Source organism: Erwinia sp. Eh17-17, from assembly GCF_039675725.1.
Classification (GTDB): domain Bacteria; phylum Pseudomonadota; class Gammaproteobacteria; order Enterobacterales; family Enterobacteriaceae; genus Erwinia.
On the sequence record NZ_JBDFQT010000007.1, the window covers coordinates 88,427 to 114,791 of the forward strand.

Genomic DNA, 26,365 nt, shown 5'->3' on the forward strand with positions numbered 1-26,365 from the left:
CAGACATGCAAACCTATGATGTGATCATTGCCGGTGGTGGAATGGTCGGCCTGGCCGTGGCCTGTGGCTTACAGGGCAGTGGGCTGCGCGTCGCCGTGCTGGAGCGCGAAGTCCCACAGGCCGTGGATAACAGCGCGCCTCCGGCATTACGCGTCTCCGCGATAAACGCCGCCAGTGAGCGTCTGTTGCAGCACCTTGGCGTCTGGGATGCCATCCTCAGCGCGCGCGCCAGTGCCTATCACGGTATGGAAGTGTGGGATCGCGACAGCTTTGGCCATATTGCCTTTGATGATGAGCAGCAGGGGCTGGCGCATCTCGGTCATATTATCGAAAACCGGGTGATCCACCAGGCGCTGTGGCAGCGTGCGCAAAGCCTGAGCGATATCACACTGATTGCCCCGGCGGAATTACAGCAGGTGGCCTTTGGCGATAACGAAGCCTTTGTCACCCTGCAGGATGGCAGCATGATGACGGCCCGCCTGCTGGTGGCGGCGGATGGCGCCAACTCCTGGCTGCGCAATAAAGCGGATATCCCGCTGACCTTCTGGGACTATCAGCATCATGCGCTGGTGGCGAATATCCGCACGGAGCAGCCGCACGGGTCGGTGGCGCGCCAGGTATTCCACGGGGATGGCATTCTGGCCTTTCTGCCGCTGAGCGACCCGCACCTCTGCTCGATTGTCTGGTCGCTGCCGCCTCAGGAGGCCGCGCGGCTGCAGGATATGCCCGAAGCGATTTTCAATCAGCAGCTGTCGGTAACTTTCGATCTCAAGCTGGGCCTGTGCACGCTGGAAAGCGAGCGTAAAGCCTTCCCGCTGGTGGGGCGCTATGCGCGAAACTTTGCCGCCCACCGTCTGGCGCTGGTGGGGGATGCCGCTCATACCATTCATCCGCTGGCCGGGCAGGGCGTCAATTTAGGCTTTATGGATGCCGCCGGACTGATAGGTGAAGTGAAGCGGCTGCATCAGCAGGGTAAAGATATTGGTCAGCATCTCTATCTGCGCCGCTATGAGCGCAGCCGCAAGCACAGTGCAGCGGTGATGCTCGCCAGTATGCAGGGCTTCCGCGAACTGTTTAACGGCAATAACCCGGCGAAAAAGCTGCTGCGTGATGTGGGGCTGGCGCTGGCGGATAACCTGCCCGGCGTTAAGCCACGGCTGTTAAAGCAGGCGATGGGCCTGCACGATCTTCCCGACTGGCTGCGCTGACACCGCGCTAAAATCAGGGGGCGTAGCCCCCTTTTTTCATCCTGCCATCTCCGTTTTTCCCGGTTGCCCCTTCAGAGTGCAATACCTGCCCTTTTTTTACGCATCGTTTGAGAAATTCTAATTCCACTCAATTCTTCGCATTACTTTTAGTAATGCTTACTGGGGGCGGTGGGCGTTTAAATTTAGGGAATAAATGCCCTGACTTGATCTTTGAACTGGGTTTTTGCCGATGAATTGCCATTTATGCGCGCAATACCGCATTTTTTCAGTGATAAAAACCAGAGAATCAGCGCTGGCCGTAAGGAACGAAGGCTGAATTCGACCCCGTTTAACTTATGGATAATTGACCACTTCGGTGGTAAGTTCATAGCGAAGGTAACGTTTGCGTCAGCCTTGACAGGCGGTGTAAAGACGCGCGTCAGCAACCGATCAGGCACAGGAAGATTATGGTTCAGCAAACCCAGACTCAGCAAACCCCGTTATTCGAACAGCACCTGGCAAGCGGTGCGCGTATGGTCGATTTTCACGGCTGGATGATGCCACTGCACTACGGTTCGCAAATGGATGAACATCACGCGGTGCGAACGGATGCCGGCATGTTCGACGTTTCTCATATGACCATTGTTGACCTGCGCGGCGTGCGTACCCGTGAGTTCCTGCGCTATTTGCTGGCTAACGATGTCGCCCGGCTGACCCAGCCCGGCAAAGCACTCTACACCGCCATGCTTAACGCCTCGGCTGGCGTGATTGACGATCTGATTGTTTACTTTATGAGCGAAGATAACTTCCGCCTGGTGGTTAACTCCGCGACCCGCGAAAAAGATCTGGCGTGGATCGGTGAGCATGCCACGGAGTACGGCGTGGAGCTGATCGAACGCGACGATCTGGCCCTGATTGCGGTGCAGGGACCGAATGCACAGCAAAAAGCGCAGACGCTGTTTAACGACGCGCAGCGTAATGCCGTCAGCGGAATGAAGCCTTTCTTTGGAGTGCAGGCTGGCGATCTGTTTATTGCCACTACCGGGTACACCGGGGAGTCTGGCTATGAAATCGCCTTGCCCAATGAACAGGTCGCTGACTTCTGGCAGCGGCTGCTGGCGGCAGGCGTCAGGCCTGCGGGTCTGGGCGCGCGCGATACCCTGCGCCTGGAAGCCGGTTTGAATCTTTACGGTCAGGAGATGGACGAAAGCGTTTCGCCTCTGGCCGCCAATATGGGCTGGACTATCGTCTGGGAACCGTCAGACCGCCAGTTTATTGGCCGTGAAGCGCTGGAGTTTCAGCGCGAGAAAGGGACGGAGCAGCTGGTTGGCCTGATCATGACCGAGAAGGGCGTATTGCGTAACGAACTGCCCGTACACTTTAACGACGCGGCGGGCAATCAGCTGGAAGGAAAAATCACCAGCGGATCCTTCTCCCCGACGCTGGGCTGCAGTATAGCGCTGGCGCGCGTTCCCGCTGGCATTGGTGAACATGCCGTGGTGCAGATTCGCAACCGTGAAATGCCGGTGCGTGTCACCAAACCCGTTTTTGTTCGCGCCGGTAAGCCGGTGACGAAGTAACTTTTGCCTTTTTTGGAGAACATGATGAGCAATGTACCAGCTGAACTGAAATACCGTGACAGCCACGAGTGGGTGCGTAAAGAAGCCGATGGCACCTATACGGTAGGGATTACTGAGCATGCCCAGGAGCTGCTGGGTGACATGGTCTTTGTTGATCTGCCTGAGGTGGGGAATACCTACAGCCAGGGCGAGGAGTGTGCCGTTGCCGAGTCGGTGAAAGCCGCTTCTGACATCTACGCGCCGTTAAGCGGTGAGATTGTGGAAGTAAACGGCGGGCTGGACGGCGAGCCTGAGCTGGTCAACAGCTCTCCGTACACCGATGGCTGGCTGTTCCGCATTAAAGCCACGGATGAAACGGAATTCGAAACCCTGCTTGATGCCGCCGCTTATCAGAGCACCATCGAGTAATCACGCCGACATGTTATCCGGGATGGTGCAGCGCCCCGTCCCGTCTCTTTACGCCCGATGCAGGATTGACCGCTCATGACCCAGAAACTCAGCCAGCTTGAACATCACGGTGCATTTATCGAGCGCCATATTGGACCTTCGCAGGAACAGCAGGCCGCCATGCTCAGCGCCATTGGCGCGACGTCGCTGACCGACCTGATTACCTCGATTGTGCCCGCTGATATCCAGCTTCCCAGCCCACCTGCCGTTGGCGATGCTCTGACCGAGCACCTGGCGCTGGCCGAGCTGAAGGCGATTGCCGCGCAAAATCAGTGCTATAAATCCTTTATTGGCATGGGGTATACCCCGGTGCTCACCCCGCCGGTGATCCTGCGTAATATGCTGGAAAATCCGGGCTGGTACACCGCCTATACGCCTTATCAGCCGGAAGTGTCGCAGGGGCGTCTTGAGGCGCTGCTGAACTTCCAGCAGCTGACGCTGGACCTCACCGGGCTGGATATCGCCTCGGCCTCGCTGCTGGACGAAGCCACCGCCGCGGCCGAAGCGATGGCGATGGCTAAACGCGTCAGCAAGTTGAAAACGGCCAACCGCTTCTTTGTCGCCGATGATATTCACCCGCAGACGCTGGACGTGGTGCGCACCCGTGCAGAAACCTTCGGCTTTGACGTGCTGGTGGACAAAGCAGAGAAGGTGCTGGAGCTGGATGACGTGTTCGGTGTGCTGTTGCAGCAGGTCGGTAGCGGCGGTGAAGTCCATGATTACGGTGACCTGATCGCAGAGCTGAAACGCCGCAAAGTGGTGGTCAGCGTAGCGGCCGACGTGATGTCGCTGGTGATGTTGCAGGCACCGGGTAAACAGGGCGCCGATATTGTCTTCGGTTCCGCCCAGCGCTTTGGCGTGCCGATGGGCTACGGTGGCCCTCATGCCGCCTTCTTTGCCGCCCGCGACGAGCACAAGCGCTCAATGCCGGGGCGCATTATCGGCGTTTCCCGCGACGCGGCGGGTAACACTGCGCTGCGCATGGCGATGCAGACGCGCGAGCAGCATATCCGCCGTGAGAAAGCCAACTCCAATATCTGTACCTCGCAGGTACTGCTGGCCAACATTGCCAGCCTGTATGCCGTGTTCCACGGCCCTGTAGGGCTGAAGCGTATTGCCAGCCGCATCCATCGCCTGACGGATATTCTGGCGCAGGGTCTGCAACAGCGCGGTGTGAAGCTTCGTTACGCGACCTGGTTCGACACATTGACCGTAGAAGTCAGTGACAAAGCCGCAGTCCTGGACCGCGCGCTGAGTTTTGGCATCAACCTGCGTAGCGATATCCTCAATGCCGTAGGCATCACCCTTGATGAAACGACCACTCGTGAAGACGTCGCGGCGCTGTTCTCTATCCTGCTGGGTGAAGAGCATGGCCTGAATATTGACGAGCTGGACAGCGATGCCAGCGCGATCCCGGCGGCGATGATCCGCGAAGATGCCATCCTGACCCATCCGGTGTTTAACCGTCATCACAGTGAAACGGAGATGATGCGTTACATGCACAGCCTGGAGCGTAAAGATCTGGCGCTGAATCAGGCGATGATCCCGCTGGGTTCCTGCACCATGAAGCTCAACGCGGCCGCCGAGATGATCCCGATCACCTGGCCGGAATTTGCCGAACTGCATCCGTTTTGTCCGGCCGGGCAGGCCAGTGGCTACCTGCAGATGATCGGTCAGCTTTCACGCTGGCTGGTACAGCTGACCGGCTACGATGCGCTTTGTATGCAGCCAAACTCTGGCGCGCAGGGTGAATACGCAGGGTTGCTGGCCATCCGCCGTTACCATGAAAGCCGTAATGAAGCGGGCCGTCATCTTTGCCTGATCCCCAGCTCTGCACACGGCACCAACCCGGCATCGGCTCAGATGGCGGGGATGGAAGTGGTGGTAGTGGCGTGCGACAAACAGGGTAATATCGATCTGCACGATCTGCGTGTGAAGGCTGAACAGGCGGGGGAAGCGCTCTCCTGCATTATGGTGACGTACCCGTCCACCCACGGCGTTTACGAAGAGACGATCCGCGAAGTTTGCCAGATCGTGCATCAGTTCGGCGGTCAGGTCTATCTTGACGGTGCCAATATGAATGCTCAGGTGGGGATCACCACGCCGGGCTATATCGGGGCCGATGTCTCCCACCTTAACCTGCACAAAACCTTCTGCATCCCGCACGGTGGCGGTGGTCCGGGCATGGGGCCAATCGGCGTGAAGGCCCATCTGGCACCGTTTGTTCCCGGTCACAGCGTGGTGCAGATTGAAGGTATGCTGACCGGGCAGGGCGCGGTGTCTGCGGCCCCGTTTGGCAGTGCGTCAATACTGCCGATTAGCTGGATGTACATCCGCATGATGGGGGCAGAGGGCCTTAAACAGGCCAGTTCAGTGGCGATCCTCAACGCTAACTATATTGCCCACCGTTTGCAGTCGTCTTACCCGATCCTTTACGCCGGGCGTGATGGTCGCGTCGCGCACGAATGTATTCTGGATATTCGTCCGCTGAAAGAGCAAACCGGCATCAGTGAACTGGATATCGCCAAGCGTCTGATCGACTACGGTTTCCATGCACCGACTATGTCGTTCCCGGTAGCGGGTACGCTGATGGTGGAGCCGACCGAGTCGGAAAGTAAGGTTGAGCTGGACCGCTTCATTGATGCGATGCTGGCGATCCGCAGTGAGATTGACCGCGTGGCAAATGGAGAATGGCCGCTGGAAGATAACCCCCTGGTCAATGCCCCCCATACGCAGATGGAAATTGTCGGTGAATGGAGCCATCCTTACACGCGTGAGCTGGCGGTGTTCCCGGCCGGGAGTGCGAATAAATACTGGCCAACCGTGAAGCGCCTGGATGATGTTTACGGTGACCGTAATCTGTTCTGTTCCTGTGTGCCGATGAGCGAATACGAATAACAATATCGTTACCGCCAGCAACGAACCATTTCTGCCCGGGACGACCGGAAAAAAAGGTCGTCCCCTACGATGGATGCGGGTGATGTCGGTGCAGGCCTTCTTTTTCGGCCCAGGACGACCGGAAAAAAAGGTCGTCCCCTACGATGGATGCGGGTGATGTCGGGACAGGCCTTCTTTTCTCTTCTGCCCGGGACGACCGGAAAAAAAGGTCGTCCCCTACGATGGATGCGGGTGATGTCGGGACAGGCCTTCTTTTTCGGCCCGGGACGACCGGAAAAAAAGGTCGTCCCCTACGGCGGATGCGGGTGATGTCGGGACAGGCCTTCTTTTTCGGCCCAGGGGTTGACCTTCTTTTTCGGCGTAGGGGCTGACCTTCTTTTTCGGTCAGCCCTTTTCAATAGGAAAAAAAATGAATATCGCATTAGTGACCGGCGCCAGCCGGGGAATTGGTCGCGCCACGGCCATTCTGCTGGCCCGACAGGGCTGGCGTGTGGCGATTAATTTTGCACGACGTGCTGACGATGCGCTGTCGGTTGTGGCAGAGATCGAACGGCAGGGCGGCAGTGCCTTTGCCATTCAGGCAGATATCTCTGATGAAGCTCAGGTCATGGCGATGTTTGCAGAAATTGACCGGCAGCCGGGAGCGTTGACCGCGCTGGTGAATAACGCCGGGATCCTGTTTCAACAGACGACGCTGGAACAGCTGACGGCAGAGCGCATCAGCCGGGTATTTGCCACCAACGTCACCGGCAGCTTTATCTGCTGTCGCGAAGCGGTCAAACGCATGGGGTACCATCACGGCGGCAGTGGCGGTGCGATAGTCAACGTTTCCTCGGCCGCCGCCAGAACGGGAGCGCCGGGCGAATATGTTGATTATGCCGCCTCGAAAGGGGCGATGGATACGCTGACCAAAGGGCTGTCGCTGGAAGTGGCCGCGCAGGGCATCCGGGTTAACGGCGTACGTCCGGGCTTTATCTATACCGAAATGCACGCCGACGGCGGGGAAGCACAGCGCGTGGATCGGCTCGCGGCCAATATTCCCATGCAGCGCGGCGGCCAGCCGGAAGAGATCGCCCGGGCAATTGCCTGGCTGCTCAGCGATGAGTCCTCTTATATCACCGGTTCAATTATTGATGCTGCCGGAGGACGCTAAATTCAGTGCGGCCCTATTCCGGTCAGCCCGCCGGGAGCGGGTGGTGCAAGAGGACATACAATATTTTGGCTTACATGTGTACTCTGAAAAAAATCTCAGTTAGGCTGATGCTGATGAAATTTCCGCCAGCGCATCTTGCACTGACGATCGCACTGAAAACCGGGGATAAGCGTTTATATGGTGAAGCAAAAAATAGAGACGGCCGGATATTCCGTCGCTGAAGAAGTGGCCAACAGTATCAGCCACGGCATCGGCTGCCTGTTAGGTATTATTGGTCTGGTGCTGATGCTGGACCACGCTATCGACAGCCGGGCGGGCGCGCTGGCTATTACCAGCTACAGCCTGTATGGCGGCAGTATGATCCTGCTGTTTCTTGCCTCAACGCTCTATCACTCAATACCGGGAGAACGGGCGAAGTTCTGGCTGAAAAAGCTCGACCACTGCGCGATTTACCTGCTGATCGCCGGGACATATACGCCTTTTCTGCTGGTGGGATTAAGGTCACCGCTGGCGCACTGGCTGATGGCGGTGATCTGGGGGCTGGCGCTGGCTGGCGTGATTTTCAAGCTGGTGTTTGCCCACCGTTTCGAAGCGCTGTCGCTGGTCACCTATATGCTGATGGGCTGGCTGTCGGTGATTGTGCTGTATCAGATGGTGATGCGCCTGCCGGCAGGCAGCGTCTGGCTGCTGGCCGCCGGAGGGATCATCTATTCGCTGGGCGTGATCTTCTACGTGTCGAAGCGCATTCCCTACAACCATGCCATCTGGCATGGTTTTGTCCTCGGCGGCTGTTTGTGCCACTTTCTCGCTATCTATCTTTACGTGATGTAAGGGGCCTCAGCCCCTTCTGTTAACCCGCCGTAATTTCGTAAGGCAGCGGCTGTATAGCGAGCAGCCCGCCTTCATCCCCCTGCACACGCAGAACAGTATCCGGTTCAAGATCGTTGTTCATCACGGCCTGCACCCACACATCACCATTATCAAGCTGGCAGGCTGCCAGAATGGTGCCGGTGCGGCGCCAGTTTTCACCCATCTTCATTTCCAGCGACCCGTTCGCCGCAGGCACGATACCTGCTTTACCCGCCAGCCAGTAGAGCGCACGTTTATTGGCACCGCGGAATTTCGCGCGGGCGACCATCTCCTGCCCGGTGTAACAGCCTTTCTTAAAGCTGATGGCATCCAGCGCCTGCAGATTGGTGGCCTGCGGGATCAGCTGTGCTGTGGTTTCGCTGTCAATAATCGGGAAACCGGCTTCAATCTCCAGCGTCAGCCACTGTGAACTATTGTTGAGCTGGGCGGAATCGGCGAGCTTCTCACGCAGTTCCTGCGCTTTCGCAGCGCTGGTAACCAGCAGGAAACGTTCAGCGGGCAGATCGAACCACAGCAGCGTGCTGTCCCCGTCCTGCACGACCGGTGTCGCGGCGTCCGGCAGTGCGCTGAAGTGGTCCGCCAGCGCTGCCCTTGCCTGAAAACCGGCAACGCCGAGCAGCACGGCGTCATCGTCAGCGACGAAGGTGACTTTGGCGAACACCGCATACTTTTTCAGTTCGGTCAGCTGGTTATCGCGCAGGCTGCGGCGCTCAATATAGGCATAGCCGTCGGCGCGGTGAAACAGACGCAGATTACTCCACATCTTTCCTTTGGCATCACAGTGTGCCGCAGGGCGATGCTGGTCAGCGGCCAGGGCGGCGACGTCCAGCGTCACCTGACCTTGTAAATAACTGGTGCGGTCTGCGCCAGTGGCGGTGACCAGCGCCCACTCTTCCAGTGACATCAGGGTCAACGGCAGACGTGCCGATGCGGCGGGCTGGCGCGGCGGGAAAGAGATAATCGGCATAATTCAGTCCTAATTAAGGAAATGATGAAAATCTGCGACTCATGTTAAAAGAGCCGCACGGCTTTGCAACCTGTTTCCGGAAAATGCGGCACAAAACGCGTGATAACCCTGCAACTGATGCCACTGTTTTTGCGCAGCATCCCGCAGGGGTAAAATTGCATCATCAACAGTAACGCAAAAAAGCGTTACACTGAGCGCCATGTTTGATTAACCGATGCAGAGTGACATGGACATTTCAAATAAATCACGGATTCACTGGGCCTGCCGTCGCGGTATGCGCGAACTGGATATCTCCATCATGCCGTTCTTTCAGTATGAATTTGACTCGCTGAACGATGACGATAAACGTCTTTTCGTTCGCCTGCTGGAAAACGATGACCCGGACCTGTTCAACTGGCTGATGAACCACGGTGAACCGGCCGACGATGAGTTAAAGCGTATGGTCGCGCTGATTCAGCACAGAAACAAAGAACGTGGTCCGGTGCCAATGTAACCTGCGGATATCGCGGCGAGGCCAGGCGGTGGTGGTGTTACTGCATGGTGCCGTGATACTGGCACTTTGGCTGGTTCCCTGGCCGGGCAGCGCATCTCTGGCAAGAGTCGCCCTGCTGGCGCTGACGCTGCGCGAGTGCCTGTGCAGTCTGCGGCGTACGCAGAGCTGGCAGGGGGCGCTGATGCTGCACGAAGGCCATGAGTTTTACTGGCGTCAGCGGCAGTGGTGCATGGCTTCTCCCCCGTGGCTGACACGGCAGGCAATACGCCTGTCATTACGCGATAGCAAAGGCAGGCGGGCGCGGCTGTGGCTGTTTGCCGATGGTATGGATAACAGTGAGTGGCGGCTTTTGCGCCAGCAGCTGCTGAATAAAAAGGAACTGCGGGATGAGTAGCGCCACCATCTGGCTGGTAGAAGATGAAGCGGCTATTGCAGATACACTGACGTATATGCTGCAACTGGAGGGCTTTACCACCCGCTGGTTTCCTCGCGGCATGCCGCTGCTGGAGGCGCTGCAACAGGAGGCACCTGACCTGGTGATCCTGGATGTGGGTTTGCCGGATATCAATGGTTTTGAGCTGTGCCGCCGTCTGCTGGCGAGCGACCCTGACCTGCCGGTGCTGTTTCTCACGGCACGTAGCGAAGAGGTGGATCGTCTGCTGGGGCTGGAGATCGGTGCGGATGACTACGTTGCCAAGCCGTTCTCCCCTCGTGAGGTCTGCGCCAGAGTACGCACGCTGCTGCGCCGCCTGCAAAAACAGCAGCGCATTGCTCAGTCGCCACGCTATAGCGTGGGCAGTTTCACACTGGATGAAGCGGCTGCGCGCGTGGAGTGGTGCCAGCAATCGCTGGCGCTGACGCGCTACGAATATCTGCTGCTGAAAACGCTGCTGCTCTCGCCCGGCCGGGTCTTTTCGCGCCAGCAGCTGATGAATCTGGTGTGGAAAGAGGCAGAAGAGAGCTTCGATCGCACCGTCGATACTCATATCAAAACCCTGCGCGCCAAGCTGCGTGACATCAATCCTCACGAGCAGGTGTTGCTGACGCATCGCGGCCTTGGCTACAGCCTGGTGGCAGGCTGATGCGTATTGGCATGCGTCTGCTGCTGGGCTACTTTCTGATTGTTGCCGTGGCCGCCTGGTTTGTGCTGAGCATCTTCCTGAAAGAGGTCAAACCCGGCGTGCGGCGCGCTACCGAAGGGACGCTGGTCGATACCGCAACGCTGCTGGCCCAGTTCGCCCGCGCCGATATTCTCAGCGGTACGCCGCAGAACGGGCAGCTGGCGCAGGCGTTCGCGCAGCTGCGCGGTTACCGGGTGAGTGCCAATATCAGCGGTATCGCCAAGCGTCGTAACGAATATCGGGTTTATCTCACTGATGCAAAAGGCATTGTCCTGTTCGACTCCGCCGGAGTAGCCACCGGGCAGGATTACTCGCGCTGGAATGATGTCCTGCTGACGCTGCGCGGGCAGTACGGTGCGCGCAGTTCGCGCAGCAATCCGAATGATGATGCCAGCACGGTTATGTATGTCGCGGCCCCGGTGCGCGACGGTGCAACCATGCTGGGAGTGCTCAGCGTGGGGAAAGCCAACAGCACGATGGTGCCGGTCATCCGCCGCAGTGAGCGCCGCATCCTGTGGGCAGGTGCCGCGCTACTGGGAATTGCATTGCTGATAGGGCTGGGTTTTGTGCTGTGGATCAACCGCTCCGTTGGCCGCCTGGTGCGCTATGCCGACTCTGTCACCGCAGGCGAGTCTTTACCCCTGCCTGCCATGAACAGCAGCGAGCTGCGCAAGCTGGCGCAGGCGCTGGAGAGCATGCGGCTGAAGCTGGAGGGGAAACGCTATATTGAGCATTACGCCCATGCGCTGACGCACGAGCTGAAAAGCCCGCTGGCCGCCATCCGCGGTGCAGCGGAAATTCTCCAGGAGTGCCCGCCCGACGCTATCGTCAAACGTTTCTCAGCCAATATTCTTCAGCAGAATGCGCGCATGCAGCGGCTGATTGACAGCCTGCTGCGTCAGGCCACGTTGGAAAACCGCCCGGTGATCGAGCGCCAGGCGGTGAGCCTGCTACCGCTGGCGGCATCGTTATGCGACAGCCTGACGATCCAGGCGCAGGGCAAGCGACTCTCGTTTGACCGTGCCGCCTTTGACGGGCTGGTGGTACAGGCCGATGCGCTGCTGCTGGAGCAGGCGCTGGCGAATCTTATCGACAACGCGCTCGATTTCACTCCGCCTGAGGGGGAAGTGATATTAACGGTGAACAGCCGTGCGGGAGAGGTGGTTTTCAGCGTGCTGGACAGCGGCAGCGGCATCCCTGACTATGCACTCCCACACATTTTTGACCGCTTCTATTCGCTGCCGCGCAGTCACGGTGAGAAGAGCAGCGGGCTGGGGCTGGCCTTCGTTCAGGAAGTGGCGCGCCTCCACCAGGGCAGCATTGTTTTGAGCAATCGTCCCGAAGGTGGCGTCTGCGCGCAGCTGAGTGTGAAAAAATAAGCGCGCACTTCACCGTCCCTTCACATAACTTCATTTTCTCCCCATCCTGACGGGCTATCTTCTGCGTGATACACACAGGAGAATCCAACATGACTAAATCGCCCGTACTCTGGAAAATGCTGACGCTCATCGGCTGCCTTTTGCTGCTGCTGGTGCCGCTCAGCATGCTGAGCTCACTGATTACCGAACGTAGCGCATGGCGTGACAGCGTGGCCGACAAACTCAGCCAGAGCACCAGCGGCCCGCAGCGTCTGTTCGGGCCGCTGATTGCTGTACCCTGGAGCGAGATCGCGACGGAAACGCGTGATGGTAAAGACGTGACCGTGCAGGTCAATCATCTGCGCTACTATCTGCCTGACAGCCTTAAAGTCACGGGCGATCAGCAGGTGGAACAGCGTAAAGTCGGTATTTATCAGGGCCAGGTCTGGCGCACGGGGATCACCGTTAATGCCACCTTTAACAAAGAACAGCTGGACGATATGGCCAAACCGGGCATCATTCTGGGCGCCCCGCAGCTGGTGATGGGGGTTGGCGACTCGCGCGGCATCAGCAGCGTGACGCCGCTGAATGTGGGCGATAAGCAGTTTGATTTCCAGCCGGGAAGCGGTCTTCCGGGGAACAGCGAAGGATTACATGTTGCCCTGCCTGCTGAGATGTTACAGCAGAAAACACTGGCACTGAATTTTGCTATCAAATTACAGGGTACACGGCAGCTGGAAGTGGTGCCGCTGGGAAAAAACACCACCTTTGATTTGAAGAGTAACTGGCCGCATCCGGGATTTACCGGCAGCTTCCTGCCGGAGAAGCATCAGATTACGCCTGAAGGGTTCACGGCACGCTGGCAGAGCAGCTGGTTTGCTAACAATCTGAACTCGCTGGTGCGCAATGATTTTACCGTCAGCACCGAGAAACTCCCGGCCTTCAGCGCGATGGTGGTTAACCCGGTCGATCAGTACCAGCAGACCGAGCGTGCGGTCAAGTATGCCATTCTGCTGATTGGCCTGACCTACATGGCGTTCTTCCTGTTTGAAACTCTGACCGCGCTGCGCGTGCATCCGATGCAGTATCTGCTGGTCGGGCTGTCGCTGGTAATGTTCTTCCTGGTGCTGCTGGCGCTGTCCGAGCATATCGGCTTTAATCTCGCCTGGCTGACCGCCAGCCTGACCTGCGCAGCCATTAACGGCTTCTACCTGCAGGCGGTATTGCAGGGATGGCGTCGTAGTCTGCTGTTTGTCGGGGGTGTGCTGGTGCTGGATGCAGTGCTGTGGCAGCTGTTGCAGTCGGAGGATAGCGCGCTGCTGCTGGGCACCGGTGTACTGATGGCCGCCCTGGCAGCGGTGATGGCACTGACGCGCAATATCGACTGGTATCGCCTGTCGGCAACGGTGACGTCAGACGCTGCCACTGAAGAGGGGCAGAACGGCGAGGGGCGCTTCGGTCTGTGGAAATAATACCGGGCGCATCCTGAACCAGGGGCCGATCGTCATCTGCGATCGGCCTTTGCCATTTACAGCAGTTCAGCCATCTCGGTCAGGATCTGTTCACACCACTGAGCAATACGTTCATCGGTCTGCTCAAACTGGGTGATATCATCCAGCGCCAGGCCGACAAACTGTTTACCATCAGCAGTCAGCGGTTTTTTGCTGGTGAACTCGTAGCCTTCCAGCGGCCAGTAACCGATAAACTGTACGCCAGAAGGGGCCAGCACTTCATGCAGCATCCCTAACGCGTCAAGAAACCATTCGCTGTACTCCCCCTGATCTCCCATGCCGTACAGTGCCACGATTTTGCCCTGGAGATTGAGCTGCGGCAGATCGGTCCAGACGGCTTCCCAGTCTTCCTGAATTTCGCCAAAATCCCAGGTCGGAATACCGAGGATCAGCAGGTCATACTGTTCCATCAGGGTGGGAGAGTCATCTTTCAGGTTATGCAGCGTGACCAGATCCTCACCGATAAAGTCGCGGATCTTCTCGGCGGCCATCTCGGTGTAACAGGTGCTGGAGCCATAAAACAGACCAATATTCATGGTAGTCGAACTCATTTTTCGTAAAGTCTGGCGGTGATTATATCAGAAGCAGGCAGGAATAAGGCATAATGGACGCGCTTTGAACGTTCGGATAACGTGCCAGCATGCTGATTTATCAGCATAAAGTTGTTTTTCATGGCGCACGTCGTGTCATTAAACTGCAGAATAGAGAGGGTGGAGTGCAGGATAACGATCTGATTGAGCAGTTTCTTGACGCGCTGTGGATCGAGCGCAATCTGGCGCAAAATACCGTCTCATCTTATCGTCTTGACCTGCGATCGCTGTGCGGCTGGCTGGATCACCAGCAGCTGTCGCTGTTGACGGTGGATGCCGTTAATCTGCAGGGCTTTCTTGCCGAACGTCTTGAGGGGGGATACAAAGCGACCAGCTCCGCCCGCCTGCTCAGCGCTATGCGTCGCCTGTTTCAGTATCTTTACCGTGAAAAACTGCGTGCAGACGATCCCAGCGCGCTACTCTCTTCGCCTAAGCTGCCGCAGCGCCTGCCCAAAGATCTCTCCGAAGCTCAGGTGGAAAGGCTGTTGCAGGCCCCGTGCCTTGACCAGCCGATTGAGCTACGCGACAAGGCGATGCTGGAACTGCTGTATGCCACAGGGCTGCGCGTAAGCGAACTGGTGGGGCTGACGCTCAGCGACATCAGCCTGCGCCAGGGCGTGGTGCGCGTGATTGGTAAAGGTAATAAAGAGAGACTGGTCCCCATGGGGGAAGAGGCGGTGCACTGGATAGAGCAGTTTATCGAGTACGGCCGCCCGTGGCTGCTCAACGGTCAGTCGCTCGATGTGCTGTTCCCCAGTAACCGCGCGCAACAAATGACCCGGCAAACTTTCTGGCATCGGATTAAACATTACGCCACACTGGCGGGCATCGACAGTGCAAAACTGTCCCCGCACGTGCTGCGCCATGCGTTTGCAACTCACCTGCTGAACCACGGTGCGGATTTACGTGTCGTGCAGATGCTGTTGGGTCACAGTGATTTATCGACCACCCAGATTTACACGCACGTGGCGACAGAACGCCTGCGCCAGCTGCATCAGCAGCATCATCCACGTGCCTGATTTACGTAAAACAGCCTTTTAATCAGGCTATAAGGACATGAAATGAAGAAGCATTACCTGTTACTTTCGGGACTCATCGCCCTGGTCAGCGGACTGGCACACGCCGATGATGCCGCTATTAAACAGTCGCTGAACAAGCTGGGCTTACAGCAGACGGAAATCCAGCCCTCTCCGCTGCCCGGTTTTAAAACGGTCCTGAGTGAGAGCGGTGTGCTTTACGTCACCGACGATGGCAAACACTTCGTGCAGGGACCGCTGTATGACGTCAGCGGCAGTCAGCCGGTCAACGTCACCAATCAGCTGCTGGAAAAGAAAGTCGAAGCGCTGAGCAAAGAGATGATCGTCTATAAAGCGCCGAAGCAGCAGTATACGGTGACGGTATTTACCGATATCACCTGTGGCTACTGCCGCAAACTGCACGAGCAGATGGCCGACTATAACGCGCTGGGCATCACCGTCCGTTATCTGGCTTTCCCGCGTGAAGGGATGAACGGCAACGTGGCGAAAGAGATGAAGTCTATCTGGTCTGCCGCTGACCCTCGCAAAGCCTTTGATGCGGCGATGAAGGGCGAAGCCGTCTCCCCGATTGACGGCAAAATTGATATTGGTCAGCAGTATAAACTGGGCGTGCTTTATGGCATCCAGGGCACCCCGGCGATGCTGCTGGAAAATGGCACGATGATCCCAGGCTACCAGAGCCCACAGGACCTGAAAAAATTCCTCGACAGCCAGAAAAACGGCGGCTGATTTGGTGAACCGTAAAACTGAACTCCGTCGCCGCGAGGCGACGGACGCTGCCGCATTGCCTGCCGATCTCCATCCGCTGTTGCGCCGTCTGTATGCCCGCCGCGGCATCCACCAGGCCAGTGAGCTGGAGCGCGGTGCAAAATACCTGCATCCTTTCCAGTCGCTGAGCGGCATCCAGACCGCAGTAGCGATCCTGCAACAGGCACTGGCCGATAATCTGTGCATTATGATTGTGGGTGATTTTGATGCCGACGGCGCGACCAGCACTGCGCTGACGGTGCTGGCGCTGCGCAGCATGGGCGGCCAGAACGTGAAATATCTGGTCCCTAACCGCTTTGATGACGGCTATGGCCTCAGCCCGGAAGTGGTGGAGCAGGCCGCAGCGCGTGGTGCACAGCTGATCCTCACCGTGGATAACGGCATTTCTTCCCACGCTGGCGTGGCGCTGGCGAACGCAAAAGGCATTGCCGTGGTGGTGACCGATCACCACCTGCCGGGTGATACGCTGCCGGATGCCGCTGCCATTGTTAACCCAAACCTCAACGACTGCGCATTCCCGTCCAAGTCGCTGGCGGGCGTGGGGGTGGCGTTCTATCTGATGCTGGCCCTGCGCGCTCAACTGCGTGACAGCGGGGTCACCACGCTACCCAATCTGGCGGAACTGCTGGATCTGGTGGCGCTGGGCACCGTGGCTGATGTCGTGCCGCTGGATGCCAACAACCGCATCCTGGTCTGGCAGGGCCTGAGCCGTATTCGTGCCGGTAAATGTCGCCCCGGCATCCGTGCGCTGCTGGAGATCGCCAATCGCGATGCGCGTCAGCTGGCCGCCAGTGATTTAGGTTTTGCCCTTGGACCGCGCCTGAATGCGGCAGGGCGGCTGGATGATATGTCGGTCGGCGTGGCGCTGTTGCTGAGTGAAGATCTCGGCCAGGCACGTATGCTGGCCAGCGAGCTGGATGCGCTGAACCAGACGCGCAAAGAGATAGAGCAGGGGATGCAGTCTGAAGCGCTGGCCTTGTGCGACCGGCTGGAAAGCAGTAGCGAAGCGCTGCCGCTCGGCATCGCCATGTACCACCCGGAGTGGCATCAGGGCGTGGTCGGCATTCTGGCTTCCCGCCTGAAAGAGCGTTTTCATCGTCCGGTAATCGCCTTTGCTCCTGCCGGTGACGGAACGCTGAAGGGGTCCGGCCGCTCGATTGCCGGGCTGCATATGCGTGATGCGCTGGAGCGGCTGGATACCCTGAATCCGGGACTGATCATTAAATTTGGCGGTCACGCCATGGCGGCTGGGTTGTCACTGGAAGAGGCTAATTTTGAGCGTTTCCGTCAGTGCTTTGCCGAACTGGTTGGCGACTGGCTGGATGCGGAGTCTTTGCAGGGTGTGGTGTGGTCTGACGGCGAACTGATGGCGCAGGAGCTGACGCTGGCGACCGCTGAGCTGCTGCGTGAAGCGGGTCCGTGGGGCCAGGCATTCCCGGAGCCGACGTTTGACGGTAAGTTTAAGCTGCTACAGCAGAAGCTGGTCGGCGAGCGCCACCTGAAAGTGATGATTGAACCCCTCGGCGGCGGGCCGCTGCTGGACGGTATCGCATTTAATATTGATACCGCCCTGTGGCCTGACCCGAGCGTGAAGCAGATCGAGCTGGCCTATAAGCTTGACGTTAACGAGTTTCGCGGCAATCGCACGGTGCAGCTGATTATCGATCATCTCTGGGCGCTGTAAGTGAGGGATGACCGAAAAAGAAGGTCAGCCCCTACATTTCTCGCGTCGATCGTAGGGGGCGACCTTTTTTTCCGGTCGCCCCGGATATCACCCCGGTCGCCCCGGCTATCACCCCGGCCGGCGGCTTAACGCCAGCTTTGCCGCAAACAGCAGAAATACGCTGCCCGTGGCGCGGTCCAGCCACTTCACTACCGGCTCACGCTTCAGCACGCCCGACAGTCGGCGCGTGCTGCCAATCAGTAGCGACGACCACAGCGTACCCAGCAGCACATGAATCATCACCAGCCCGAAGGTCCACAGCACTGGCGAATGCCCGGTGGGAATAAACTGTGGCAGGAAAGAAACGTAGAAAATACCCACCTTGGGATTCAGCAGGTTGCCGAAGAAGCCGCGCAGGAACCAGTTCTGCGTTCCTGTCGCCAGACTGGCCTCACCCATCTGACGGCGTGGCTTGAGCAGCATCTGTATGCCCAGCCAGGCCAGGTAAGCAGCACCACACCATTTCAGCAGGTTATAGGCCAGTTCAGAGACGGCAATCAGCGCCCCCAGACCGAAAGCGACGGCCGCCGCCCATGCCAGACACCCGGCGTTAATTCCCATCTGTGCCTGAATCGCTTTCTTCGTTCCCTCCACGGCTGAGGTGCGTAAAATCAGCGCGGTATCCAGCCCCGGCGTCAGTGTTAACAGGGTGGCGGCAAAGGTAAACGCCAGTAATGCATCGGTGATGGACATGTTCAGACCTCCATTGTTCCAGGGGATGCCGGAAAGACCGCAAAAGAAGCACGGCGGCTACGGGCACTGAACACGCAAAGCGAGTTCAGTGCTACAAACTGTGTGCTATTTCGGTTAAACTGCTGCGTTAAACTCACGTCCATTTCGATCACCTAAAAAGATCTCAAAACCATGTTTGAAATTAATCCGGTAAAGAACCGTATTCAGGATCTCACTGAGCGCAGTAGCGTTCTTCGGGGGTATCTTTGACTATGATGCCAAGAAAGAACGTCTTCAGGAAGTAAACGCTGAACTGGAGCAGCCTGATGTCTGGAACGAACCCGATCGCGCCCAGGCGCTGGGTAAAGAACGCTCCGCATTAGAAGCCGTCGTTGAAACGCTGGACCTGATGGAGCAGGGGCTGGAAGATGTCGCTGGCCTGCTGGAACTGGCCGTTGAAGCCGAAGATGAAGACACCTTCAATGAAGCCGTGGTTGAACTCGACGGGCTGGAAAAGAAGCTCGGTGAGTTAGAGTTCCGCCGCATGTTTTCCGGCGAATACGACAGCGCCGACTGCTACATGGATATCCAGGCGGGTTCCGGTGGCACCGAAGCACAGGACTGGGCCAGCATGCTGCTGCGTATGTACCTGCGCTGGGCGGAAGCCAAAGGCTATAAAACCGAAATTATCGAAGAGTCTGACGGTGAAGTGGCCGGCACCAAATCGGCCACCATTAAAATCATCGGTGACTACGCGTTTGGCTGGTTACGTACTGAAACCGGCGTGCATCGCCTGGTACGTAAAAGCCCGTTCGACTCCGGCGGACGTCGCCACACCTCGTTCAGTTCGGTGTTTATTTACCCGGAAGTGGACGACAACATCGATATCGAAATCAACCCGGCCGACCTGCGTATTGACGTTTATCGCGCCTCCGGTGCCGGTGGTCAGCACGTCAACAAAACCGAGTCGGCGGTGCGTATTACCCACTTACCGACCAACATTGTTGTGCAGTGCCAGAACGACCGTTCGCAGCACAAAAACAAAGATCAGGCCTTCAAGCAGCTGCGCGCCAAGCTGTATGAATACGAGATGCAGAAGAAAAACGCAGACAAACAGGCGGCGGAAGACAACAAGTCTGACATCGGCTGGGGCAGTCAGATCCGTTCTTACGTGCTGGATGATTCCCGCATCAAGGATCTGCGCACCGGTGTAGAAACGCGCAATACTCAGGCGGTTCTGGACGGCGATCTGGATCGTTTTATCGAAGCAAGTTTGAAAGCAGGTTTATAAGGAACTCACATGTCTGAACAACAACCGCAGGCCGCTGATGCTGCACTTGAGCTGAATAATGAACTGAAATCGCGCCGTGAAAAGCTGGTTGCGCTGCGCGAAGCCGGTCTGCCTTTCCCGAACGACTTCCGCCGCGATCGAACTTCCGATACGCTGCACGCCGAGTTTGATGGCAAAGAGAACGAAGAGCTGGAAGCGCTGAATATCGAAGTCAGCGTGGCCGGTCGTATGATGACCCGCCGTATTATGGGCAAAGCCTCTTTCGTCACTCTGCAGGACGTGGGCGGGCGCATTCAGCTGTATGTTTCCCGTGACGATCTGGCGGAAGGCATCTACAACGAACAGTTCAAGAAGTGGGATCTCGGCGATATCGTCGGCGCACGCGGTAAGTTGTTTAAGACCAAAACCGGTGAGCTGTCGATTCACTGTAGCGAACTGCGCCTGCTGACTAAAGCCCTGCGCCCGCTGCCGGACAAGTTCCACGGCCTGGCCGATCAGGAAACCCGCTACCGCCAGCGCTATCTGGATCTGATCTCTAACGACGACTCTCGTAAGACGTTCAAAATCCGTTCGCAGATCATGGCCGGTATCCGTAACTTCATGGTTGGCCGTGAGTTTATGGAAGTGGAAACCCCGATGATGCAGGTGATCCCGGGCGGTGCCTCTGCGCGTCCGTTTATCACCCATCACAACGCGCTGGACATCGATATGTACCTGCGTATTGCGCCAGAACTCTACCTGAAGCGTCTGGTGGTCGGTGGCTTCGATCGCGTGTTCGAAATTAACCGCAACTTCCGTAACGAAGGTATCTCGCCGCGCCATAACCCTGAGTTCACCATGATGGAACTCTATATGGCGTATGCAGATTATAAAGATCTGATCGAGCTGACCGAAAGCCTGTTCCGCACTCTGGCGCAGGACGTGCTGGGCACCACCGTGGTGCCTTACGGCGACCAGGAGTTCGACTTCGGCAAGCCGTTCGATAAGCTGACGATGAAAGAAGCGATTCTGAAATATCGCCCGGAAACCAACCTGGCCGGTCTCGACGATTTCGATAAGTCCGTGGCTATTGCCCAGTCTATCGGCATTAAAGTTGAGAAGAGCTGGGGTCTGGGCCGCGTGGTCACTGAGATCTTCGAAGAGACCGCAGAAGCGCACCTGATCCAGCCAACCTTCATCACTGAATACCCGGCAGAAGTCTCGCCGCTGGCGCGTCGTAACGATCAGAACCCGGAAATCACTGACCGCTTTGAGTTCTTCATTGGCGGCCGTGAAATCGGTAACGGCTTCTCGGAGCTGAACGATGCGGAAGACCAGGCCGAGCGTTTCCTGCAGCAGGTTAATGCGAAGGACGCCGGTGATGATGAAGCGATGTTCTACGATGAAGACTACGTTACCGCGCTGGAGCACGGTCTGCCCCCAACCGCCGGTCTCGGCATTGGTATTGACCGTATGGTGATGCTGTTCACTAACAGCCACACCATCCGCGATGTGATCCTGTTCCCGGCACTGCGCCCGACCAACAAGTAAGCGCACTGCGTGACAGCAACGGTCAGCCTTATCGCTGGCCGTTTTTTTTCAATACAATCAGGATTTTACCGCGTCATTCAGCCAGTCTTTAAAGCGGGCATAGGGCACATACAGTGAAACGTCTTTATACAGCGTCTTGCCGGTTTTCGTGTCGTTGATACGCTTGCTGTAGCCGACAATCACCCCGCCAATCGAATCGTCAGAAGCGTTATACACCGCGCCGCCGGACATTCCCTGTACCACGCCCGCATCTGATGCCACCACCACACAGCTGACTTTATTCCAGGTATTTTTTAATCCGGTATTGATCAGGTTAGTCCCGGTGGAGGCCACCGGCATGGCCGATATAAAGCTGTAGCCATACATATTAACCTTGTCGCCAATCAGGCCGTTACGGAAATGCGGTAGCTGAACGTTATCATTTTTATGATACACCACGGCGAGATCGCATTCAGGATGCCAGGATTTGACGCGATACAGTGAGAATTTTGCCACGTGAGCCGCGGTCAGGCTGTAATTTGCCGTCAGGGGGATGGTGGTGCCCAGCGTGCCGAGACCCAGCACCGTCGGGATACCGGTGACCGTCATATCAACCCGATCGTGCGCTTCACTGCTGTACTGGTACTTCCCTACGGAACACCCGCCCAGAAAAAGGGCTAGCAGGCAAATGGCGTGTCGCATCGGGTCTCCTCAGTGATTCGGATACGGCAGGAATTGTCATAACCTCATTGACTGGCATATCGGCCGTTGGTCGCAGAACTTTAATGTATCTCGTCTACATCAAATTTGCCGTCAGACGGAGAGCTGGCGTTGAAGCACCGTCATCATTTTAAAACTTAAGAAAAATCGCAGGAGTTAATGATTAGGGAAAATGATGTAGGGGTGAATTAAGGCAAAGTATAGCGAAGAAAAATGACAAAATGCGTATGCGATCGCATTTTTTGCTTCAATTTTCTCTCTTTGTGCTGATTCTTGCCTGGCAGACAACAGTCTGTTGCCGGGGCGGGGCTGTAAGCCTTTCAACAGCTATGCTTTAATGGTTTGCTGTGACGCAGATCACTCATTTTGCGCGTACTGCGTTAATAATTTTTCTGACCACGCATGTTCTCTGAGTGCAGAGGGCAGGTTTTCAAATATTCTGGGAGTGTAAGAGATGCCTGTTTCATTACTGGCGCTGGCGTTGAGTGCCTTTGCTATCGGCACCACCGAATTCGTCATTATGGGGCTGCTGCCGGAGGTGGCGAATGACCTGCGTGTATCCATCCCCTCAGCGGGCTGGTTGATCAGCGGCTACGCGCTGGGCGTCGCAATTGGCGCGCCAATTATGGCGCTGCTGACCGCGAAGCTGCCGCGTAAGCGCACGCTGACGCTGCTGATGGCGATTTTTATTGTCGGTAACATCCTCTGTGCGCTGGCCTATACCTATAACCTGCTGATGCTGGCGCGTATTGTCACCGCACTGTGTCACGGCGCGTTCTTCGGCATTGGTGCGGTAGTGGCGGCCAGCCTGGTGGCACCGGGAAAACAGGCCTCCGCAGTGGCGCTGATGTTTACCGGACTGACGCTGGCCAACGTGCTGGGCGTGCCGCTGGGCACCTGGTTTGGCCAGATGTTTGGCTGGCGTGCCACATTCTGGGGCGTAGCGGTCATTGGCGTGCTGGCCTTTATCGGCCTGATCGTCAGCCTGCCGACCAATCGTGATGAAAAACCCGTGCACCTGGCGTCGGAAGTCAGCGCGCTGAATAACGGCAAGCTGTGGCTGTCACTGCTGATGACGGTGTTTTTTGCCGCTGCGATGTTTGCGCTGTTCAGCTACATTGCCCCGCTGCTGTTGCAGGTGACGGGCATCACCGACCGCGGCGTCAGCTGGACGCTGTTCCTGATCGGCGCCGGTCTGACGGTGGGCAATATCCTTGGTGGTAAACTGGCCGACTGGAAAGTCTCGTTCAGCCTGATCCTCAGCTTCTCGCTGATTGCGGTGTTCTCACTGCTGTTCAGCTGGACCAGCCATTCACTGTGGCTGGCGGAAATTACCCTGTTCCTGTGGGCGATGGCGACCTTTGCGATGGTCCCGGCGCTGCAGATTAACGTGGTGCGCCACGGTAAAGATGCCCCGAACCTGGTATCGACGCTGAATATCTCTGCTTTTAACGTCGGCAACGCGCTGGGGGCCTGGGTTGGCGGTGCGGTCATCGGCGGCGGATATGGTCTGACGGCGGTTCCGGTTTCAGCGGCGCTGCTGGCACTTACCGGCCTGCTGGTCTGTCTGTATACCTTCCGGGGTTCACGCGGCCGTCCTCAGGTGGCTCGCGCTTAACTCAGCCGCTGCGCCAGCCGCTCGCTGAACAGGCCAATGTGCTGTTGCAGGTGCAGACTGAAGGCATCGACCAGCGCAGAGGCCGGGCGGTGGCGCGGCCGGATAAGACTGACGGTGAACGGCACTGCGATGCTGAAACGCCGTATCACCATACCGCTGTCGGCATAATCCAGTGCCGTCAGCGGATTCACTATCGACACCCCAATCCCCGCTCTGACCATCGCGCACACCGATGCCGCGCTGTGTGTCTCCATCACCATGCGTCGCTGCACGCCGTGTTCGGCAAAAATACCGTCCAGAATCTGCCGGTAGCTGTCAGTTCGCGACAGGCTGATATAGTTCTGCGCGCTAAAATCCGCCGGCGTCAGCGTGGCCCGCTGCGCCAGCGCGTGATCGGCTGGCAGCACGCAGACCTCATCTCCGGTAAACAGGGCGCTGCGTACGGTACCCGCCGGCGTCTGCATGGTTTCGGTCAGGCCCAGATCGTAACGCTGTGCCGACAGCCACTCTTCCAGTAGCGGAGACTCCTGCGGAATAATATTCAGACTGAGGTCCGGATAGCGCTGCATAAATGGCTGACACAGCAGCGGCAGCAGCGACTGCGAAAAGACCGGCAGGCAGGCCACCGACAGCTCCCCCTGACGAAATTGCTTCAACCCTTCGGCAGCACTGATAATACGGTCCAGTCCGTACCAGGAGCGCTGCACCTCTTCAAACAGCTGTAACCCCTGCACGGTAGGCTGCAGGCGGCCGCGCACCCGCTCAAACAGCTGCAGGCCAAGTAGTTTTTCTAAACGTGCCAGCTCGCGGCTGACGGTGGGCTGCGAGGTATGTAACAGCGTGGCCGCTTCGGTCAGGTTACCCGTGGTGACCACCGCGTGAAAAATTTCAATGTGACGTAACGAAACTCCGGCCATCCTTTACCCCCTGTTAATTCATCCCATATCATGGATGAATAGAATCCGATAAAACAGATATTTTTCTCCCGGTTCGCGCTGTGGCGTAATGAATGACATAAACCTAAGGAGAATTTTTATGCCACGCCTGCTAACTGACACCACCACCGCCCTGACTCAGGACAACCTGCTGCCGCTGGCGCTGCAATATGGCGGCCCGCTCTGGGCTTACGATGCGGCGATTATCAACGACCGTATCAGCCAGTTACAGCAGTTCGACGTGGTGCGCTTTGCGCAAAAAGCCTGCTCTAACATTCATATCCTGCGCCTGATGCGGGCGGCCGGAGTAAAAGTGGACTCCGTATCGCTGGGCGAGATTGAACGCGCACTGGCGGCGGGCTATCTGGCGGGAGGCGACGAAATCGTCTTTACCGCCGACCTGCTGGATGAGCCAACGCTGGCGCGGGTTGCAGAGCTGAAGGTGCCGGTCAACGCCGGTTCGGTAGATATGCTGCACCAGCTGGGCCAGGTGTCTGCCGGGCATCCGGTCTGGCTGCGCGTCAATCCGGGCTTTGGTCACGGCCACAGCCAGAAAACCAATACCGGCGGTGAAAACAGCAAGCACGGCATCTGGCATGGTGATATGGCGCTGGCGCTGGAAGCGATTCAGCAATATCAGCTGAAGCTGGTAGGGATCCACATGCATATCGGTTCCGGCGTGGACTACGCTCACCTGGAACAGGTGTGCGATGCGATGGTCGATCAGGTGGTCAGTTTTGGCCAGGATCTGGAGGCGATCTCCGCGGGTGGCGGGCTGTCGATTCCCTATCGCCTGGGTGAAGAGACGATTGATACCAGCCACTATTACGGCCTGTGGGACGCGGCGCGGCAGCGTGTGGCGCAGCATCTCGGCCATCCGGTGAAACTGGAAATTGAACCGGGGCGCTTCCTGGTGGCGGAATCTGGCGTGCTGGTAAGCCAGGTACGTGCCGTTAAGTCGATGGGCAGCCGTCACTTTGTGCTGGTGGATGCCGGGTTTAACGACCTGATGCGTCCGTCGCTGTACGGCAGCTATCACCATATTTCCGCCATTGCCGGAGATGGCCGCCTGCTGGATGAGCACAACACCGTTGACACCGTGGTGGCCGGTCCGCTGTGTGAATCAGGGGACGTCTTTACCCAGCTGGAGGGCGGCAAGGTGGAAACCCGCGCGCTGCCTGCGGTGAAGGTTGGCGATTATCTGGTGTTCCATGATACCGGTGCCTACGGTGCCTCGATGTCGTCGAACTACAACAGTCGCCCGCTGATCCCGGAGGTGCTGTTCGAAAACGGCCAGCCGCGCCAGATCCGCCGTGCGCAGACCGTCGCTGAACTGCTGGCGCTGGAGCTGTAATCCGGCCTGTGGGCTGACCGAAAAGAAGGTCAGCCCCTACGTTACAGCAGCCTCCCCCCGTACCCGTTTTCACCCCGCAAACATCTCTTTCCTCAGCAGGACAATCTCTTCAGCCAGATCGCGGCACAGCATGGCATTCATCAGGTGATCCTGCGCATGCACCAGGATCAGCGTCACCGGGACCTTACCACACCCCTCGTCGGCCCCAATCAGCTGCGTCTGGATCTTATGTGCGCCTTTCGACGCTTCTACAGAGGCTGCCAGTGCATCATCTGCCAGCTGCCACTCCCGCTTGCGGGCGTGCTGGATAGCGCTCATGGCATGGGATCGTGCTTCACCCGCATTGATCAGTAACTCCATCATCGTTTGCTCGAAATCCATCACTGCCTCCATTGGTATACCAAAATTGGTCTGAATATCTTATTGGAATACCAGTGATCACTTCTGAGAGTCTTATCACAGTAAATAATCAACAATTGTATATTTTTGGTATGCCACAACAGCGGAAGTTCAACAAAATATCAATGCCGGGATGCCTGACCCTTTACCTCGAGGATTTATAC

Annotated in this window: 24 protein-coding genes; 18 read left to right on the plus strand and 6 right to left on the minus strand. The window is 57.5% G+C overall.

All coding sequences use genetic code 11. From position 1 onward, the window contains the following. The first annotated feature begins 5 nt into the window (after positions 1-5). From ubiI to ABEH87_RS17175, 6 genes are all read left to right on the plus strand, one after another. Positions 6-1,208, plus strand: a complete 1,203-nt coding sequence (gene ubiI / locus ABEH87_RS17150) for an FAD-dependent 2-octaprenylphenol hydroxylase (RefSeq protein ID WP_346578053.1) — start codon at positions 6-8, stop codon at positions 1,206-1,208. Between the two features lie 446 nt (positions 1,209-1,654). Continuing rightward, positions 1,655-2,767: a glycine cleavage system aminomethyltransferase GcvT gene (gcvT, locus tag ABEH87_RS17155; RefSeq protein ID WP_346578055.1), complete on the plus strand. Its 1,113-nt coding sequence runs from the start codon at positions 1,655-1,657 to the stop codon at positions 2,765-2,767. A 24-nt stretch (positions 2,768-2,791) separates the two neighbouring features. After that, a complete protein-coding gene (gcvH, locus tag ABEH87_RS17160) occupies positions 2,792-3,175 on the plus strand; it encodes a glycine cleavage system protein GcvH (RefSeq protein ID WP_346578057.1) in 384 nt (127 codons plus the stop codon). Positions 3,176-3,250: 75 nt separating this feature from the next. Beyond that, complete coding sequence (gene gcvP, locus ABEH87_RS17165; protein ID WP_346578058.1) at positions 3,251-6,112, plus strand: aminomethyl-transferring glycine dehydrogenase; 2,862 nt, start codon at positions 3,251-3,253, stop codon at positions 6,110-6,112. A gap of 409 nt (positions 6,113-6,521) precedes the next feature. Then, on the plus strand, positions 6,522-7,265 hold the full coding sequence (locus tag ABEH87_RS17170) for an SDR family oxidoreductase (RefSeq protein ID WP_346578060.1): 744 nt from the start codon (positions 6,522-6,524) through the stop codon (positions 7,263-7,265). Between the two features lie 177 nt (positions 7,266-7,442). Then, positions 7,443-8,096, plus strand: a complete 654-nt coding sequence (locus tag ABEH87_RS17175; RefSeq protein ID WP_346578062.1) for a hemolysin III family protein — start codon at positions 7,443-7,445, stop codon at positions 8,094-8,096. A gap of 19 nt (positions 8,097-8,115) precedes the next feature. Here ABEH87_RS17175 and ygfZ read toward each other — a convergent pair whose 3' ends face one another. Beyond that, the gene (ygfZ, locus tag ABEH87_RS17180; RefSeq protein WP_346578064.1) at positions 8,116-9,102 is read right to left on the minus strand and encodes a tRNA-modifying protein YgfZ; all 987 of its coding nucleotides are present in this window, start codon (positions 9,100-9,102) and stop codon (positions 8,116-8,118) included. 226 nt (positions 9,103-9,328) lie between these two features. On the opposite strand from ygfZ, the gene sdhE reads away from it, so the two are divergent. The 5 genes from sdhE to creD all read left to right on the plus strand — a co-directional run bounded on the left by sdhE (position 9,329) and on the right by creD (position 13,546). Further along, positions 9,329-9,595, plus strand: a complete 267-nt coding sequence (gene sdhE, locus ABEH87_RS17185; RefSeq protein WP_346578065.1) for an FAD assembly factor SdhE — start codon at positions 9,329-9,331, stop codon at positions 9,593-9,595. Between the two features lie 34 nt (positions 9,596-9,629). Then, complete coding sequence (locus tag ABEH87_RS17190; RefSeq protein ID WP_346578066.1) at positions 9,630-9,989, plus strand: protein YgfX; 360 nt, start codon at positions 9,630-9,632, stop codon at positions 9,987-9,989. Further along, on the plus strand, positions 9,982-10,677 hold the full coding sequence (creB, locus tag ABEH87_RS17195; RefSeq protein WP_346578067.1) for a two-component system response regulator CreB: 696 nt from the start codon (positions 9,982-9,984) through the stop codon (positions 10,675-10,677). Before ABEH87_RS17190 ends, creB begins: the two co-directional genes overlap by 8 nt. Further along, complete coding sequence (creC, locus tag ABEH87_RS17200) at positions 10,677-12,095, plus strand: two-component system sensor histidine kinase CreC (RefSeq protein WP_346578069.1); 1,419 nt, start codon at positions 10,677-10,679, stop codon at positions 12,093-12,095. Before creB ends, creC begins: the two co-directional genes overlap by 1 nt. Before the next feature lie 89 nt (positions 12,096-12,184). Beyond that, positions 12,185-13,546: a cell envelope integrity protein CreD gene (gene creD / locus ABEH87_RS17205; RefSeq protein ID WP_346578070.1), complete on the plus strand. Its 1,362-nt coding sequence runs from the start codon at positions 12,185-12,187 to the stop codon at positions 13,544-13,546. Between the two features lie 56 nt (positions 13,547-13,602). Here the strand turns inward: creD and fldB are convergent, their stop codons facing one another. Beyond that, a complete protein-coding gene (gene fldB, locus ABEH87_RS17210) occupies positions 13,603-14,121 on the minus strand; it encodes a flavodoxin FldB (protein WP_346578235.1) in 519 nt (172 codons plus the stop codon). A gap of 179 nt (positions 14,122-14,300) precedes the next feature. On the opposite strand from fldB, the gene xerD reads away from it, so the two are divergent. Genes xerD through recJ form a run of 3 tightly spaced genes read left to right on the plus strand, consistent with a single transcriptional unit; the run spans position 14,301 to position 17,664 of the window. Further along, a complete protein-coding gene (gene xerD, locus ABEH87_RS17215) occupies positions 14,301-15,194 on the plus strand; it encodes a site-specific tyrosine recombinase XerD (protein ID WP_346578071.1) in 894 nt (297 codons plus the stop codon). Positions 15,195-15,236: 42 nt separating this feature from the next. Then, the gene (gene dsbC, locus ABEH87_RS17220; protein ID WP_346578072.1) at positions 15,237-15,941 is read left to right on the plus strand and encodes a bifunctional protein-disulfide isomerase/oxidoreductase DsbC; all 705 of its coding nucleotides are present in this window, start codon (positions 15,237-15,239) and stop codon (positions 15,939-15,941) included. 4 nt (positions 15,942-15,945) lie between these two features. Further along, the gene (gene recJ, locus ABEH87_RS17225) at positions 15,946-17,664 is read left to right on the plus strand and encodes a single-stranded-DNA-specific exonuclease RecJ (RefSeq protein WP_346578074.1); all 1,719 of its coding nucleotides are present in this window, start codon (positions 15,946-15,948) and stop codon (positions 17,662-17,664) included. A 108-nt stretch (positions 17,665-17,772) separates the two neighbouring features. On the opposite strand, the gene ABEH87_RS17230 is transcribed toward recJ, so the two are convergent. Then, positions 17,773-18,396: a LysE family translocator gene (locus ABEH87_RS17230; protein ID WP_346578076.1), complete on the minus strand. Its 624-nt coding sequence runs from the start codon at positions 18,394-18,396 to the stop codon at positions 17,773-17,775. 171 nt (positions 18,397-18,567) lie between these two features. Between ABEH87_RS17230 and prfB the strand changes: the two genes are divergently transcribed. After that, a protein-coding gene (gene prfB / locus ABEH87_RS17235; RefSeq protein WP_346578078.1) for a peptide chain release factor 2 occupies positions 18,568-19,666 on the plus strand; the annotation gives its coding sequence in 2 pieces (ribosomal slippage) (positions 18,568-18,642 and positions 18,644-19,666; 1,098 coding nt in all). Between the two features lie 9 nt (positions 19,667-19,675). Next, positions 19,676-21,196: a lysine--tRNA ligase gene (gene lysS, locus ABEH87_RS17240; protein WP_346578080.1), complete on the plus strand. Its 1,521-nt coding sequence runs from the start codon at positions 19,676-19,678 to the stop codon at positions 21,194-21,196. 57 nt (positions 21,197-21,253) lie between these two features. On the opposite strand, the gene ABEH87_RS17245 is transcribed toward lysS, so the two are convergent. Next, positions 21,254-21,877 carry a serine protease gene (locus tag ABEH87_RS17245; RefSeq protein ID WP_346578081.1) on the minus strand — a complete coding sequence of 208 codons (624 nt, stop codon included), beginning with the start codon at positions 21,875-21,877 and terminating at the stop codon, positions 21,254-21,256. Positions 21,878-22,349: 472 nt separating this feature from the next. Between ABEH87_RS17245 and ABEH87_RS17250 the strand changes: the two genes are divergently transcribed. Further along, positions 22,350-23,513 (plus strand): MFS transporter, encoded by a 1,164-nt coding sequence (locus ABEH87_RS17250; protein ID WP_346578082.1) that lies wholly within the window; start codon positions 22,350-22,352, stop codon positions 23,511-23,513. Here ABEH87_RS17250 and ABEH87_RS17255 read toward each other — a convergent pair. Next, on the minus strand, positions 23,510-24,430 hold the full coding sequence (locus ABEH87_RS17255; RefSeq protein WP_346578083.1) for a LysR family transcriptional regulator: 921 nt from the start codon (positions 24,428-24,430) through the stop codon (positions 23,510-23,512). The genes ABEH87_RS17250 and ABEH87_RS17255 overlap by 4 nt on opposite strands. 118 nt (positions 24,431-24,548) lie before the next feature. On the opposite strand from ABEH87_RS17255, the gene lysA reads away from it, so the two are divergent. Beyond that, positions 24,549-25,802 carry a diaminopimelate decarboxylase gene (gene lysA / locus ABEH87_RS17260; RefSeq protein ID WP_346578084.1) on the plus strand — a complete coding sequence of 418 codons (1,254 nt, stop codon included), beginning with the start codon at positions 24,549-24,551 and terminating at the stop codon, positions 25,800-25,802. A gap of 69 nt (positions 25,803-25,871) precedes the next feature. Here lysA and ABEH87_RS17265 read toward each other — a convergent pair whose 3' ends face one another. After that, positions 25,872-26,183 (minus strand): PTS lactose/cellobiose transporter subunit IIA, encoded by a 312-nt coding sequence (locus ABEH87_RS17265; protein WP_346578086.1) that lies wholly within the window; start codon positions 26,181-26,183, stop codon positions 25,872-25,874. Positions 26,184-26,365: the final 182 nt, after the last annotated feature.

Bases quoted from the DNA above. Each gene is read 5' to 3' on its own strand.
- ABEH87_RS17230 (WP_346578076.1), bottom strand. From the start codon at position 18,396: ATGTCCATCACCGATGCATTACTGGCGTTTACCTTTGCCGCCACCCTG.
- dsbC (WP_346578072.1), top strand. From the start codon at position 15,237: ATGAAGAAGCATTACCTGTTACTTTCGGGACTCATCGCCCTGGTCAGC.
- sdhE (WP_346578065.1), top strand. From the start codon at position 9,329: ATGGACATTTCAAATAAATCACGGATTCACTGGGCCTGCCGTCGCGGT.
- ABEH87_RS17255 (WP_346578083.1), bottom strand. From the start codon at position 24,430: ATGGCCGGAGTTTCGTTACGTCACATTGAAATTTTTCACGCGGTGGTC.
- ABEH87_RS17245 (WP_346578081.1), bottom strand. From the start codon at position 21,877: ATGCGACACGCCATTTGCCTGCTAGCCCTTTTTCTGGGCGGGTGTTCC.
- ABEH87_RS17250 (WP_346578082.1), top strand. From the start codon at position 22,350: ATGCCTGTTTCATTACTGGCGCTGGCGTTGAGTGCCTTTGCTATCGGC.
- gcvH (WP_346578057.1), top strand. From the start codon at position 2,792: ATGAGCAATGTACCAGCTGAACTGAAATACCGTGACAGCCACGAGTGG.
- gcvT (WP_346578055.1), top strand. From the start codon at position 1,655: ATGGTTCAGCAAACCCAGACTCAGCAAACCCCGTTATTCGAACAGCAC.
- ABEH87_RS17265 (WP_346578086.1), bottom strand. From the start codon at position 26,183: ATGGATTTCGAGCAAACGATGATGGAGTTACTGATCAATGCGGGTGAA.
- gcvP (WP_346578058.1), top strand. From the start codon at position 3,251: ATGACCCAGAAACTCAGCCAGCTTGAACATCACGGTGCATTTATCGAG.
- creB (WP_346578067.1), top strand. From the start codon at position 9,982: ATGAGTAGCGCCACCATCTGGCTGGTAGAAGATGAAGCGGCTATTGCA.
- ABEH87_RS17175 (WP_346578062.1), top strand. From the start codon at position 7,443: ATGGTGAAGCAAAAAATAGAGACGGCCGGATATTCCGTCGCTGAAGAA.
- ygfZ (WP_346578064.1), bottom strand. From the start codon at position 9,102: ATGCCGATTATCTCTTTCCCGCCGCGCCAGCCCGCCGCATCGGCACGT.
- creC (WP_346578069.1), top strand. From the start codon at position 10,677: ATGCGTATTGGCATGCGTCTGCTGCTGGGCTACTTTCTGATTGTTGCC.
- lysA (WP_346578084.1), top strand. From the start codon at position 24,549: ATGCCACGCCTGCTAACTGACACCACCACCGCCCTGACTCAGGACAAC.
- ubiI (WP_346578053.1), top strand. From the start codon at position 6: ATGCAAACCTATGATGTGATCATTGCCGGTGGTGGAATGGTCGGCCTG.
- ABEH87_RS17170 (WP_346578060.1), top strand. From the start codon at position 6,522: ATGAATATCGCATTAGTGACCGGCGCCAGCCGGGGAATTGGTCGCGCC.
- creD (WP_346578070.1), top strand. From the start codon at position 12,185: ATGACTAAATCGCCCGTACTCTGGAAAATGCTGACGCTCATCGGCTGC.
- fldB (WP_346578235.1), bottom strand. From the start codon at position 14,121: ATGAATATTGGTCTGTTTTATGGCTCCAGCACCTGTTACACCGAGATG.
- lysS (WP_346578080.1), top strand. From the start codon at position 19,676: ATGTCTGAACAACAACCGCAGGCCGCTGATGCTGCACTTGAGCTGAAT.